Source organism: Tundrisphaera macrotermitis (genome assembly GCF_051175315.1).
GTDB lineage: Bacteria > Planctomycetota > Planctomycetia > Isosphaerales > Isosphaeraceae > Tundrisphaera.
The window spans coordinates 2,934,859-2,949,004 of the sequence record NZ_CP195100.1; the positions used below are offsets into that span (position 1 = coordinate 2,934,859).

10 protein-coding genes are annotated in these 14,146 nt (G+C 72.1%); 6 read left to right on the forward strand and 4 right to left on the reverse strand.

Translation table 11 applies throughout. The annotated features are described in order from the left end of the window. The first annotated feature begins 40 nt into the window (after window positions 1–40). Window positions 41–2,320 (forward strand): hypothetical protein, encoded by a 2,280-nt coding sequence (locus TA3x_RS11715; RefSeq protein ID WP_435021378.1) that lies wholly within the window; start codon window positions 41–43, stop codon window positions 2,318–2,320. Window positions 2,321–2,481: 161 nt separating this feature from the next. Then, window positions 2,482–3,693, forward strand: a complete 1,212-nt coding sequence (locus TA3x_RS11720) for a redoxin domain-containing protein (RefSeq protein WP_435021380.1) — start codon at window positions 2,482–2,484, stop codon at window positions 3,691–3,693. Between the two features lie 36 nt (window positions 3,694–3,729). Here TA3x_RS11720 and TA3x_RS11725 read toward each other — a convergent pair whose 3' ends face one another. After that, the gene (locus TA3x_RS11725) at window positions 3,730–4,686 is read right to left on the reverse strand and encodes a hypothetical protein (protein WP_435021382.1); all 957 of its coding nucleotides are present in this window, start codon (window positions 4,684–4,686) and stop codon (window positions 3,730–3,732) included. Beyond that, a complete protein-coding gene (locus TA3x_RS11730) occupies window positions 4,683–5,204 on the reverse strand; it encodes an RNA polymerase sigma factor (protein WP_435021384.1) in 522 nt (173 codons plus the stop codon). The genes TA3x_RS11725 and TA3x_RS11730 overlap by 4 nt, the downstream gene beginning before the upstream one ends. Window positions 5,205–5,351: 147 nt before the next feature. Between TA3x_RS11730 and hisH the strand changes: the two genes are divergently transcribed. Beyond that, window positions 5,352–5,957, forward strand: coding sequence for an imidazole glycerol phosphate synthase subunit HisH (hisH, locus tag TA3x_RS11735; protein WP_435021386.1), 606 nt, complete (start codon window positions 5,352–5,354; stop codon window positions 5,955–5,957). 7 nt (window positions 5,958–5,964) lie between these two features. Here hisH and TA3x_RS11740 read toward each other — a convergent pair whose 3' ends face one another. Together TA3x_RS11740 and TA3x_RS11745 are read right to left on the reverse strand one after the other, a co-directional pair. Next, window positions 5,965–7,224, reverse strand: coding sequence for a hypothetical protein (locus TA3x_RS11740; protein ID WP_435021388.1), 1,260 nt, complete (start codon window positions 7,222–7,224; stop codon window positions 5,965–5,967). A 134-nt stretch (window positions 7,225–7,358) separates the two neighbouring features. Next, window positions 7,359–8,684, reverse strand: coding sequence for a HEAT repeat domain-containing protein (locus tag TA3x_RS11745; RefSeq protein WP_435021390.1), 1,326 nt, complete (start codon window positions 8,682–8,684; stop codon window positions 7,359–7,361). 406 nt (window positions 8,685–9,090) lie between these two features. Here TA3x_RS11745 and hisA point away from each other — a divergent pair, with 406 nt between their 5' ends. The 3 genes from hisA to TA3x_RS11760 all read left to right on the forward strand — a co-directional run bounded on the left by hisA (window position 9,091) and on the right by TA3x_RS11760 (window position 14,101). After that, window positions 9,091–9,813, forward strand: a complete 723-nt coding sequence (hisA, locus tag TA3x_RS11750; protein ID WP_435021392.1) for a 1-(5-phosphoribosyl)-5-[(5-phosphoribosylamino)methylideneamino]imidazole-4-carboxamide isomerase — start codon at window positions 9,091–9,093, stop codon at window positions 9,811–9,813. 120 nt (window positions 9,814–9,933) lie between these two features. Continuing rightward, the gene (gene fusA / locus TA3x_RS11755) at window positions 9,934–12,024 is read left to right on the forward strand and encodes an elongation factor G (protein ID WP_435021394.1); all 2,091 of its coding nucleotides are present in this window, start codon (window positions 9,934–9,936) and stop codon (window positions 12,022–12,024) included. A 91-nt stretch (window positions 12,025–12,115) separates the two neighbouring features. Further along, a complete protein-coding gene (locus TA3x_RS11760) occupies window positions 12,116–14,101 on the forward strand; it encodes a hypothetical protein (protein ID WP_435021396.1) in 1,986 nt (661 codons plus the stop codon). The last annotated feature ends 45 nt before the right edge of the window (window positions 14,102–14,146 follow it).

Sequence of the window (14,146 nt, forward strand, 5' to 3'; positions counted from 1 at the left end):
CATGACGCGTCAAACCGGACCGCGACAACTGGGAGCTCTCATGAGCCGACGGACCAGATTCTGGACGCTCGCGATGGTCGGGGCCGGATCGGCCCTGGGCACCGCGACCTTCGCCCAGCAGCCCCCCGCCGCCCTGCCGGTGAACGCCGCTAAGGCGGCCCCGAGCTACCACGCCGTCTCCGCGGCGATCGCCGACGTGACCGCTTCCTGGGATCAGCCGGGCGCCGTGGTCTCCGACCAGGCCCCGGGCTGGCGGGCCTTCTTCGGGGCCCTGGGCGAGGAGCTCGACCGCTTCGGCGCCGCGGCCGACGCCAACGCCCGGCTCGCCTCGCTGGGCCGTCTCCACAAGATGGACGTCGCCCTGACCAGCACCAGCTGGGAGCCCGCCGTGCGGGTGCGCCGGGCCCTGAACGCCTGGCTCGCCCCCCGAATCCGGATCGCCTGGGCCGGCCGCAACCTGACCGACTACGTCAAGGGCCAGGCCGGCGTGGCCCCCGAGAACGCCGACCACTGGGTCCGCTTCGTCGGCGACGACCTCGGCGCGGCCCTGTCCTCCTACGAGGGGGCCAAGACCGTCCAGGCCCGCGCCGCGGCGCTCCGCCGGCTCACCGACGTCCTGGCCGCGCTCCGCAAGGGGAACCAGGCCAATCCCTGGACCTTCTCCTGGGAACTCCAGGGGGCGCTGGACGGGCTCTACAACCGGCCCAACCTCGACGCCTCGGCCGACGTCGCCTCGGTCGCCCCGTTCCTGTCCAACGACGTGGTCCAGACCGGCCCGGTCTACCGCAAAGGCTACGTCTCGCAGGTGACCGCCGGCCCCCGCACCGGCTTCGGCCTGCTGCCCAGCGACGACGGCATCGCCTTCTACAACAGCCAGCTGGCCAGCACCGCGACGCCGATCACCGACTTCCAGCAGCAGCTCCAGCAGGACCGGCGGGGCCGGAAGCTGTCCAAGCTCTACTACTTCTCGGCGTCGTCCTACGACCAGCCGCAGATCACGGTGACGGCGGTCCTCCGCCCCACCACCGGCCTGAGCCTGATCCCGCAGTCGACCCACGCCGTCAGCGCCTCGTTCAACTCGATGCCCACCCAGGGCAAGGGGCTGACCCGGGGCCTCCTGGGGGTGATCGGCCTGAACCAGAACAAGCTGACCAACCTGGTCGCCCAGAACGCGATCCCCAAGATCGCCTCGAACGTGGAACGGGAGGCCGCCCAGGAGGCCGCCGAGCGGATCCCCGGGGCCGAGGCCGAGCAGAACGCCAAGCTCCGCCAGGTCCTGCCCGGCGACGGCACCGTGGCGGTCAAGGCCTACCGGATCAACGACGTGTCGTTCCGGTCGCGGCCGGAGAATGTCCTGGTCTCCGGCAAGGTCGGCCACCAGGCGGTCCCCGACGCCATCGGCGCCGACATGCCGCAGCCGCCCGCCCTGATCCAGCCCGACGCCGGCGTCTCGGTCGACGTCCACCTGGGGTCGATCCTCTCCAACGTCGCGGCCGGGGCCCTGCAGGATGAGGGCGTCCGCTCCATCGAGAACGTGATGATCGTGACCAAGGCGACCCAGCCGGGCGCCCCGCCCGCCGAGGGCGTGACGGTCGGCCGCAACGTCCCGTTCGCCGAGTTCCTCGGGCAGATCGACGCGGCTCGCGCCGCCAATGACCCCAAGACCACGGCCCTGCGGATCCGCAAGCCGGGCAAGCCGCCCGAGTTTTTCGCCGACGCCCGCGGCTACCTGGTCGCCCTGGTCCGCGACTTCCAGATGGACGTCCCGGCCCCGCCGGGATCCGAGCGTGGCGGCCTCCTGGGCGCCAAGGCCAAGGTCTTCCGGATCACGATCCCGACCGCCGAGTTCATCCTCTCGTTCAAGGCCAACTCGGCCACCCCGGGCGGCCCGCCGACCCAGGTGGACGCCAAGGTCGAGGACTTCGTCGCTTCGAGCGATGCCAAGGTCCTCGGGATCCTGGACGACGAGAACGCGGCCGTCCCCCTCGGCCCGCTCCAGGCCAACCTGATCCTCGCCGGCTTCCGCACCAAGCTCCAGCAGGTGCCCATCAACGTCCCGCTGACCCAGCTGCGGATCCCCGGCTTCGACCTCCGGACGATCTCGCCGCTGGACCCGTCCGGCTGGATGCGGGTGGTCCTCTACCCCAACGGCCAGCCGATCCCCAAGCCCGGCCAGCAGGTCGCCCAGGTCGAGGCCCCGGCCCCGGCCCCCGCGGTCGCCGCCCCGGCCGTCGCCGCCCCGGCCCCGGCCGTCGTCACCCCGACGCCAGCCGTGCCCGAGGCGAACCCCGCCCCCGCCGTGACGGCCGCCTCCCGCTGAGGCCCGCCCGACCGACGCTCGATCTCCACGAGGCCGCGTGACTCCCGACCGGGGGCCACGCGGCCTTTTTTCGTGCAGTCTATTGACGGCGGCGGAGGTTTACGACAAATGTACTAGGGCGCTTGTCCCATCATCTCAAGTCCCGGCCGGGGGCCCGACCCATGATCCCTCGTTACTGCGTTGTCGCGGCCTTATTGCTCAGCGTCCCCTGGGATGCGACCGGTGAGGAGCCGAAGACGGTCGTCGGCCGGGTCGTCGACGAGGCGGGCCGACCCGTGGAGGGGGCCGACATCTCCGCCTTCTGGGGCGCGAATGGGAAGGCCTGGGAGCAGGTGGTCGACCTCCGTGCCAAGGATCCGGAGGCTCTCTGGCGCGACGAGGGCCGGATGGAGCCCTGGGGCGACACGCGGGCCCGCTCCGATGCGGACGGGCGGTTCTCGATCCCGGCCCAGGAGCGGCGGAACTGGCTGATGATCCTCGACCGCGACCGCAAGCGGGGCGCCCTGATCGACCCCCGGACCTTCGCCGGGCCGGTCGAGGCCCGGTTGCAACCCCTCGTCCGCGTGTCCGGGACCACCCGCCTGGAAGGCAAGGAAGGTCCGATGCCGTGGTCGTGCACCTACTTCGAGATCCCGTACAATGAGGCGGATCCGCTCGAAAACGGCCGCGTGGCGATCTGCGGCAGCCTGCGGTCCCGGTTCTCATTCCTGGTCCCGCCCGGGACCTATCAGGTCTCGGCGAGCGGCTCGGATCCGAACTCCTCCACCGTCGACGGCCCGAAGATCGCCGTCGCGGCCGGGTCGGGGGACATCGACCTCGGCGCCCTGGTCCTCCGGCCCGTCACTTCGCTCGGGATCAACGATCTGATCGATCGGTCCAGGGCACGCGGGACCTGGGGCAACTACCGGGAGATCGTCGGCAAGACGCCGCCCGACTGGCACCTGACCGACGCCAGGGGGATCGCCAAGGACGCCCGGCTGGCCGACTTCCGGGGCCGGTGGGTCGTCCTCTACTTCTGGTCGCCGGGCTGTGCCCCTTGCCTGGCCAAGGATCTCCCGGAACTGATGGCGTTCCACAAGGCCCACGCAGGCCAGCGTGAACGCTTCGAGATCCTCGCCTTCTGCACCGATTTCGATGAGAAGCTCAAGACCGTCGCCGAACTGGAGGCGAAGCTGGAGCCGGTGCGGAAGGCGGTGTGGGGCGGCCATTCGTTGCCGTTCCCGGTCCTGCTCGACAGCACGTTCCAGACCTACGAACGCTTCGGCCTGGAAGGGGACGACGTGCCGAACTACCTCCTCATCAACCCCGACGGCAAGCTCGTCGAGGGCGGGCTGGACGCCCTGGCCCGGACGCTCGACGGCCCCGGCCGCTGAGCCGCTCGGCCCATCGCCGTCGGGGTCGGCCGGATCTCAGGGTTCGTTGGTCGTGTCCTTGACCTCGAAGCCGGCCGGGGGCAACGTGCCGAACAGGACCGCCGGGTCGGCCCCTGCGGGGTCCCAGGCGAAGTCGGTGTAGACCCACTCGTTGCGGGCGATCCGAGGACTCGGGTCGACGCTCGTGAACTCGATCCGGATCGGCAGCTTCGTCGCGTCGTCGACCCAGAGGACGGAGGTGAGATTCCCCTCCACGAGCCGATACTTCGTCGCCTCTCGGCCGTCGAGATTCCCCCGGAACGACGTCGTCGCCGGGTTGGCTTGGAGCTTTCGCAGGCTGTCCAGCAGCGTCCGGCCCTTGCCGAGGTCGCTCATCGGCTTGATGTCATCCGTTTGGGTCTGGGCGACCCTGGAGACGATGGCCTTCTTCTGGTCGGTGAGCCCGCGTTCCTTCGCGTTCCGGATCATCCAGGCATCCATCTCGTCCTTGGCCTGGGCTTCCTCCTTGATGATCCGGTTGGTGGTGCAGAAGAGGCAGCGATCCGCCTCGTAGTCGTAGACCGCGGCGTAGGTGAACGCCACGGCGCCGTTGAGCGTCAGGTGCGCCACCTCCTGCCGGAGTCGCGAGTGCCGGAGATCGACATAGACCGTCGAGACCAACGAGCCGGTCAGGCCGGTCTCCCGGTCGTCGGACGTCTGGGTCATCTTGAACCGGACCAGGCCATGCTTCTCGGTCGCCTTGATGACCTCCTCCAGTGCCATCGATGGCCGAGGGGTGAGTGACAGGAAGCCGGCGGCCAGCAGGATCAGGGCGGCGGCCGAGGAGTAGCGGACGGTCGGGCGCATCAGGAACCTCCGGATCGGGTGGGGTGGGGCCGGGGATCGCCGGGCCTCGGCGGCCAGGCGGGCGAGGATCAACGCGTCGGGGGGACGGTCGGGCACGGCGAGCCGCCGGAACGCGGCGGCGATCGGGTCGTCGTGGTCGTCGGTCATCGGTCGCTCCGCGTTCGGGGTGGTTCGGAGTAGGCGGCACGGAGCCGGGCCCGCGCCCGGTGGAGCAGGACCCGCAGCTCGCCGGGGGAGACCTCCATGGCTGCGGAGGCCTCGGCGTGGGGCATCTCCTCGACGCCGATCAGCCAGAACGCCTCGGCCTGCCTGGCGGGCAGGCCGGCCAGCAGGGCGCGGAGTCCGTCGAGCGACTCGGCCCCCTCGGCCATCTCGGCCGCCGAGAAGCCCGTGGCGGCCGGCTCGGCGGCGGGGTCGAGCGGGGCGAGCCGGCGCGCGGAGCGCCCCCGACGCCGGAGGTGGTCGATGGCCCGGCGGGTGGCCAGGCTCTTGAGGAAGGCGGGCCAGCGGTCGATGGCCCGGCCCTGGGCGGCGCGATAGGCATCGAGGAACACCTCCTGGTAGCAGTCGTGGGCGTCGGCGTGGCGGCCCAGCAGGCGGAACACGGTCCGCCAGACGGCGGGTCCGTGGTCGGCGATCAGGGCGGGCCAGTCGGTCTCGGTCACGATTCGTCCTCCCCCCTCATGTCGCCCGGCATCGCCCCGGCGTTACAGATCCGCCGAACCTCGGCGCGGCCGGCCTTGTCGCATCCCCTGGGGGGGCGGGTAGAATGGGCCGTCTTCCTCCGGAATCGTGTCCCCTCGGAACGTGCCATGATCGCCATCATTGATTACGGGATGGGCAACCTGCGGAGCGTGCAGAAGGCGTTCGAGGCCGTCGGCCACGAGGCGACGATCACCTCCGACCCCGACGCCATCCGCCACGCCTCCCGGGCGATCCTCCCGGGCGTCGGCGCCTTCGCCGATGCCGCCGCCGAGCTGCGCCGGACCGGCCTCGGCGAGGCCTTCCGCGACGCCGTCCGCGCCGGCAAGCCCTGCCTGGGCGTCTGCCTGGGCATGCAGCTCCTGTTCGACGCCAGCGAGGAGGACGGCGAGTACCAGGGCCTCGGCCTCCTGCCCGGCCGGATCGTCCGGTTCGAGTCCGCCCCCGGGCTGAAGATCCCCCACATGGGCTGGAACACCCTGCAGATCCGCCGGCCCGCCCCCCTGTTCGAAGGGCTGGAGCCCGACCCCTCGGTCTACTTCGTCCACTCCTACCACGCCCGGGCCGACAACCCCGACGACGTGGCCGCCGAGTCCGACCACCCCACCCCGTTCCCCGCCGTCGTCTGGCGCGACAACCTGATGGCCACCCAGTTCCATCCCGAGAAGAGCCAGAAGGTCGGCCTGGCCATGTACGCCAACTTCGCCCGGCTCTGATCGGCGATCAGAACGGGAACCGGCCGGGGTCGTCGGAGGGCGGGCGCCGATCCCCGTAGGTGTTGAAGAACATCCGGTCCCGCGGCTCGACGAGGTGGAACGCGTCCCGGAGCATCGGCACGCCGATCAGGAGCGTTGCCAGCAGGGCGAACACGATCGGACGTCCGGGCCGGAGGTCGCGCGAGCGGTCCAGCCCGGCCGCGATCAGGAGCAGGAACGCCGGGACCAGGAACAGGATCAGCCGGCCGTGGAACGGGTAGAGCCGCAGGCCCGACGCCGCCGCGGCGAAGGCGATCGGCAGGGTCAGGATCGCCAGGCGGTCCCGGCCCGATCGCCACAGCGCGGCGAACCCCGCGACCCCGCACAGCAGCGCCGGGATCATCGACCACCCCGGGCCGAACGGCTCGCGGAAGTGGAGCGGGTTGACGAGGACGTAGGCCAGCCTCCGGGCGATCCACGACGCGTCCCAGGCCGATCGGGGGGCGGGGGGGAAGGCGAACGCCCAGAACTCCCACATCATGCCTTCGTGCCCGAGTTGGTCCATCGCCACGTGGTGCACGGCGGCGAAGCTGGCGACCCACGCCGCCCCGATCCCGCACCAGGCCGCCGCCCCCGGCCAGTCCCGCACGAGGATCCGCCCGGCCAGCCGGGCCGTGCCCACCGCCGCCAGCACGAAGACGGACGGGTGCGAGAACCAGACGATCAGCACGCCGAAGCCGGCCAGGATCGCCGCGCGTCGGGGCGTCAACCGGCCGGCGCCGGCGGTCAGCCCCAGGAGCGTGCAGGCCAGGGCCGCCGCCACGTCGCTGGAATACTGCTTCCCCTCGGCCGCGAAGTAGATCAGGTCGTCGGCCGAGGCGAACAGGGCCGCCGCCGCCGGAACCGCGCGGGGGGCCAGGACCCGCCGGGCCACCTCCAGGAACAGCCACAGGCCGGCGAGCCCGGCCAGCAGGGGGACGAATCGCACCCCATACGACGAATCGCCGATCGCCCGGACGGCGAGCCACTGGAGCAGCAGGAACCCCGGCGGGGCGAGCTGGCCGTTGCCGAGCGGGCCGAAGAACGCCAGGGGGGACGCGACCCGGACGCTGGCCCGCAGCGACTGCTCGTCCAGCCACAGCGACCGGCCGGCCAGGTACTGGGCCACGCGGAACAGGGCCCCCAGGCCGAGCAGGATCGCCACGCGATGCCGCCAGAGCCAGGCTCGCACCGCCGGCCCGTCCCAATCGATCCGCAGGTTCCAGCCGCCGGAGGGCTCGTCGTCCACGGTGAAGCGGCTCCCCTGCGGCGGTCGGGCCCGGCCCGCCCGACGAGGGACGCGGCGTGACCGGTCCGGTATATGCCAACCGGGCCCGGCCCGCAATGCCCCCGGGCCGCAGGACGGGACGCCCGGGGCTGGCGTCAGGGCCCGCCGGCCTCAACCCGGATGGCCTGGGCAGCCGCCTCCGCGGCCTGCCGGACTCGCTCGTCGGGGTCGGCCGCCCGGGCGTCGAGGGCGGGCAGCGCCTCGCGGGCCGCCGGGCCGATCCGGCCGAGGGCATGGGCCGAGGCGATGCGGACCGCGGCCTCGGGGTCGTCCAGGCACCGGATCAGGGCCGGGACGGCCGGGGCGGAGTGCGGCCCGTAGGTCCCGAGGATCTCGGCGGCGCCGCGGCGGGCCTCCGGATCGGGGCTGGCCAGGTCCTCCACGGCGCCGGGGAGGAGCTTCGTCCGGAATGCTGACGCCTTGCCCTCGATCCGCCGGATCGCCTCGGAGGCCGCCTCGCGGACGATTCCTTCCTTGTCCTCGGCCGCGCGGCGGAGGTCGGGGAGGGCCGCCTCGGCGTCGAGGCAGATCGAGCCGAGCCGACCGGCCGCCGCGCGGCGCACCTCCGGGGCGGGGTCGCCCAGATGATGGATTAGGATCGGCACGGCCGGCCGTGCGCCCGGGCGATGGGGCAGCGATTTGCAGGCCATTCGGCGGACGAACGGACTCGGGTCGGACAGGGTGTCGTAGAACTCGGGAACGTCTCCCGGCGCGAGTTGGGAATAGTTGCCCAGGATGTTCGCGGCGAATCCGCGATTGACCTCGTTCGACTCCTTCAGGGCCGGCGCGAGGGCCTCGCGGACGGCGGCAAGGCGCGATGGCCGGGGCGTCCAGCCGAGGACCCGGATCGCCTGGTTGCGGACGTCCAGGTCAGGATCCCGGGTCGCCCCCAGGATCGTGGACCAGACAGCCTCGTCGTCGAGGGCGGTGCCCATCAGGCCGACGGCCTCGGACCGGATCATCGGGTCGGCATCGCCGGCCGCCTCGATCAGGGCGGGAGAAATGGTCTTCGCGTCGGGTTGCAGCATCGCCAGGGCCACGGCCGCCGCATGGCGGGCGCCGGGATCTTTGCCGGCCATGGCCATCTCCAGGGTGGCGCGGACCTCGTCGGCCCGGGGGTGATTGTGGTCACGGAGGACATTGGGGAGCGCCATCGCCGCCCTGGCGCGGAGGGTGGGGTCGGCGTCTTCGATGGCTTCCAGCAGAGGATTGATCGCCGACTCGGCCCTGAATTGGACCGACGAGAGCCGCTCCGCCGCCTTGATCCGCTCGGCCGGGTCGAACGAACGAAGCCGCCTCGCCAGGCTCGCGGCCGGGTCATAAACCTCCTGGCGATACCGCATCACCGCGAGGTAGGCGGCGAAGGCCGCGACCAACCCGATCAGGTGCCACATCCGGAGCCGGAGCCTGGGCCTTCGCATGGTCGCTCCCGGTCGAGGCCAGGGGAAATCCGCAGGACCATCGGCGCGATTCTATGTCGGATGTCGTGGGCCGAACAGCCCGGGTGTGCCCGTTGATTTTGGCATGTGGCTCGGCGGTCCTGGGTGGCTGTGGTTGGCTTGCCAACCACGGCGCCGGCGCCACGATCGCGGTGTGCTGACCATCGCGGCACCGGGCCGAGGATCATCGACGCCGGCCATCGATCGCCGGGCGGGCTCGTCGGCACCGTGGTTGGCAAGCCAACCACAGCCACCCGGAAATCCGAATGCCAAAAGCAAAAGGCACACCCAACAGCCCCGACCAGGGGATGCGCCGCTTGCGGAGCCGGCCGGGCAGGGCTACGATTCGAGGTTGTGCGAGGTGGTTTCGGCAGTTGCGGGGCGAATCATGCAGATCATTCCGGCGATCGATCTTCGGGGAGGCCGCTGCGTCCGTCTCCAGCAGGGGGACTACGGGCGCGAGACCGTCTTCGGCGACGATCCGGCGGCGATGGCCGCGAAGTGGGAGTCCGAGGGGGCGTCGCGGATCCACCTGGTGGACCTCGACGGCGCCAAGGACGGCCGGCCGGTCAACGGCGACGCCGTCCGCGCGATCCTCGCCCGCGTCAAGGTCCCGTGCCAGCTGGGCGGCGGCGTCCGCGACGAGGCGACCATCGCCTCCTGGCTCGAAGCCGGGCTGGACACCGTGATCGTCGGCACCCGCGCCCTGCAGGATCCGGCCTGGTTCCGCGAGATGGCCGCCAAGTACCCCGGGCGGCTGACCCTGGGCTTGGACGCCAAGGACGGGCGGGTGGCGACCGGGGGCTGGCTCGACGTCTCGTCGGTCGAGGCCACCGCCCTGGCCACGCAGTTCGATGACCTCCCGCTGGCGGCGGTCGTGTACACCGACATCGCCTGCGACGGGATGCTGCAAGGGCCCAACGTGGCCATGACCGAGGCGCTGGCCCGCACCCTCCGGACGCCGGTCACGGCCTCCGGCGGCGTGGGCACCCTGGAAGACCTGGCGGTGCTGGCGACCACGCCGGTGGCCGCCTGCATCGTCGGACGGGCCTTGTACGAAGGGCGTTTCACGCTCCCCGAGGCGCGGGAACGCGCCGGCGACCGGACCTAGGCACCCGACGCGGGCCTCGTCGACCCGCGCCCGGCTCTTTCCCATCATCGAACAGGTGCCACGCGCCCCCTCGCCGGTCAGTCGCGGATTCACCAAGCTCACCCCTTGGGAGGCCGACGCATGACCACGACCTATCACATCGCCGATATCCGCAACATTGCCCTGGCCGGACACGGGGCGTCGGGCAAGACCAGTTTGGCCGACGCCCTCCTGTTCGCCGCCGGGGCCATCGATCGCCGGGGCTCGGTCGACGACGGCACGAGTCCGACCGACGCCGAGGATGAGGAGCGGCGCCGGCACTTCACCATCGACTGCCACCCGCTCCACTGCGAGTGGGCCGGCCGGCAGGTCCACCTGCTCGACTCGCCCGGCTATCCCGACTTCATCGGCCACGCCCTGGAGGCCCTGGCCGCCGTCGAGAACGTGGTCCTGGCCGTCTCGGCCACCGCCGGGGTCGAGGCCCAGACCCGGCGGATCGAGCAGGAGGCCACCCGGCTCCGGCTCGGCGGCCTGATCGCCATCACCAAGATGGACGCGGATTCCGCCGACTTCCTCCGCACCCTGGATGCGATCCGCGAGGCGTTCGGCCCGCGCTGCGTCCCGTTCTTCGTCCCCATCGGCGAAGGGCGGACGTACCGGGGCGTCGTGGACGTGCTCGACCCGCCCGACGGGGCCGAGTGCGAAGACTGCCCGATGTCGCCGGCCGACGCCTACCAGATGCTCGTCGAGCAGATCGTCGAGACCGACGAGGAGCTGATGGCCCTCTACCTGGAGGGGGAGGCGATCGAGCCCCAGCTGCTCCGCGAGGCCGCGCACCGCGCGGTGGCCACCGGCATGCTCGTGCCCGTCGCCTGCGTCTCCGCCCGCAAGGAGATCGGCGTCCGCGAGCTGCTCGACCTGCTCGCCGAGATCAGCCTGACGCCCGAGGAGCTGCACCGCTTCGGCCATCGCGGGGCGGACGAAGACGAGGTCGAGCTGGAGCCGTTGGAGGACGGCGAGCTGGTGGCCCAGGTCTTCAAGACGACGAATGACCTGTTCGTGGGCAAGCTCAGCGTCCTGCGGATCCACTCCGGCCGGATCACCCACGATACCACCCTGGTCAACCTCCGCACCGGCAAGAGCAGCAAGCCCGGCCACCTGTATCGGCTCCAGGGCAAGGCCCAGGAGGAGGTCAAGGAGGCGATCGCCGGCGACATCGTGGCCGTGCCCAAGTGCGAGGACCTCCACATCTCCGACACCGTGACCGCCCTGTCCGGGGGCAACGGCAACGGCAACGGCCACGCGGCCCACATCGCGCTCGACCCGATCCACTTCCCCACGCCGATGGTCCCCCGCGCCGTGGACCCCCGGGCCCGCGAGGACGAGCCCAAGATCGCCGCCGGCCTGGCCCGGATCGCCGACGAGGACCCCACCTTCCAGGTCCGGCGCGACGCCCAGACCCACGAGCTGGTGATCTCGGGCATGAGCGAACTGCACCTCGACGTGATCCGCAACCGGCTCAAGTCCCGGTACAAGATCGACATCGACACCCACATCCCCCAGGTCGCCTACCTGGAGACGATCGCCGGCGAGGCCGAGGCCCACCACCGCCACAAGAAGCAGACCGGCGGCCGGGGCCAGTTCGCCGACGTCCAGCTCCGGGTCCGGCCCCGCGCCCGGGGCGAGGGGTTCTCGTTCATCGACGCGACCAAGGGGGGGGTGATCCCCAACCAGTTCATCCCGGCGATCGAGAAGGGGGTGCGGGAGCAGCTGGAGAAGGGGGTCATCTCCGGCAACCCGGCCGTGGACGTGGAGGTCGAGGTCTTCTTCGGCTCGCACCACGCGGTGGACAGCTCCGAGGCGGCGTTCAAGACGGCCGGGGCGGCGGCCTTCCGCAAGGCGTTCGCGGCGGCCCGGCCGGTCCTGCTGGAGCCGGTCGTGGCGCTGGAGGTGGCGGCCCCGCTCGACAAGTTCGGCGACCTCGCCGCCGACCTCGCCACCCGACGCGGGCACATCACCGGCATGGATACCCTGAGCGGCCAGCAGCAGGTGATCCGGGCCACGGTCCCCCTGGCGGAGGTGCTCCGCTACGGCACCGACCTCAAGAGCCTGACGGCCGGGCAGGGTAGCTTCGCCATGGAGTTCCTCGCCCACGAGCCGGTCCCGCCCCAGGTCCAGCAGGCGATCGTCGATCGCTGGGCCCGCTCGCGGGCGGGGGTCGAGGAGGATTGACCGCGTTGCGGGCCGGCCCGGGCCGGGCTATAAGGGGGCGGAGGCGGCCCGATCTCGGCCGGCCGCCCGTCCCCCCTCTCGGACTCGACCGATGGCCACCGATTCCTACGAGATCGACGCGCCGGGCCCCGCCCCGGACCCCGCACCCGCGCCCCGGGCCGCCCCGGCCCGCCCGGCGGGTCCCCCTTCGGCCCTCCCCGGATGGTTCGCCATCGCCGCGGCGGCGGCGATCGGCCTGATCCACGTCGCCGCGATCTGGCTGGCGCTGGGGAAGACGGCCGGGATCCGGTCCGACTGGCCGCCGCTGATGCACGACCACGGCTTCCAGTTCCACCACGGGATCACCGCCCGCGAATTCCTCCGGCAGACGGGGACGACGGCCGGGTACGACCCGAGCTTCATGGGCGGGTATGCCATGAGCGTCCTGTCCGGGCCGTCGACGACGCTCACCGGGCTGGGGATGCTGTGCCTGCCGGGGGGCCCGGCCCTGTCCTACAAGCTCGGCGTCCTGATCCTGGGCGGGGGGGCGATCTCGCTGGTGGCCCTGGCCGCGGCCCTGATGGGGGCCCGCCCGGCGGCCGTGGCGGTGTCCGCCCTCCTGTTCCTGGCCTACTTCTGGACCGGCCCGCCGATCGGGTATGCGGAACTGGGGATGCTGCCCTACGTGATCTCGGTGCCGGCCGGGCTGGTGGCCGTGGCCTCGCTGGCGGCCTACCTGGATCGGGGCGGGTTCGGCCGCTGGGCCGGTGCCTGCGCCGCCTGCTCGTTGGTGTTCCTCTGCCACCTGACCAGCCCCATGCTGGTGGGCCCGGCGGGGCTGCTGGCCTACGCCGTGGCGGCGGTCCGAGGGCATCGCTCGGGCCGGCCCCTGCCGATCGCGCGGCACCTGGGCCTGTGGGGGATGGTGCCGGTGATCCTCCTGGTCAACGCCTTCTGGTATCTGCCGGGATTCGCCCTGCTGGAGACCAAGGGGCCGGCCGGCATCGCCCCGTTCGTCCACACCGAGCCGTTCTGGCGGAGGGTCGCGGAGATCTTCTGGTCGGAAGGGCCGATCGACCCGATCCTGCTCGGGCTGGGCGCCGTCGGCGTGATGACCCTGGCCCGGCGCCGCCCGGTGGTCGCGGCGGCCCTGGGCGGGTTCCTCCTGATCGGCTTCCTCTGGGGCTATCCGGCCGGCATGTTCCGGTCGCTCGACGAGTTCCAGCCCGGCCGGCACACGTATGCCTGCTTCACGGCCGGGTGCATCGCCTCCGGGATCGGGCTGGTCGAGATCCTCGCCCGGCTCCGCGACCCGGCGCGGGGGCGGCTGGACGTCGCGGTCGCGGCGCTCGCGGTGATGATCGGCGTCCGCGTCGTCGGCCCGTCGATCGATCACTCGGCCCGGACGCGCCTCTTCACCCCGTCCCCGGTCCTCTCCAACAGCCCGCACCCCGGGGCCCTGGCCATGGTCGATTCGATCCGCCGCCACGTCGCGCCCGGGGAACGCCTCCTGTACGAGGAATCCGGGCTGGGCGCGGACCCCTTCGACGGCCGGCACTACAGCGCCCTGCTCCCCTGGCTGGCGGGGGTCGAGGTGATCGGCGGCCCCTACCTCCACATGGCCCTGAAGTCGAATTTCACCCAATTCGGCGAGGGGAAGATCTTCGGGTCGAAGGACTGGAGCCGCGAGCATTTCGAACGCTACGCCCGGCTCTATCGCCCCTCCGCGATCGCCTGCTGGAGCCGCGACGCCGTCCGGTTCTGCCGGGCCAACCCCGACCTGATCCGGATCGTGGACGAAAGCGGACCGGTGCTGATCGGCCGGGTGATCGGGTTCGAGGGGGCGACGATCCGGGGCACGGCCGCCGTGGAAGCCCGGCCCGGCCGCCTGGTCGTCCGCGACGCGAAGCCCGGCCCCGACGGCCTGGTCGTCCTCCGCTACCACCACACGCCCCGCCTCCGGGCCACCCCGCCGGCCGTGATCGAGCCGATCACGCTGGAGGCCGACCCGGTCCCGTTCATCGGCCTCCGCGCCGACACGCCGGGGCCGATCACCATCGAGCTGGTCGCGCCCCCCGCGTCCTGGTTCCGCCGATGATCGGGCGGGGTTCGCGCTAAGGGTTGGACGGCCCGAGGATTGCGT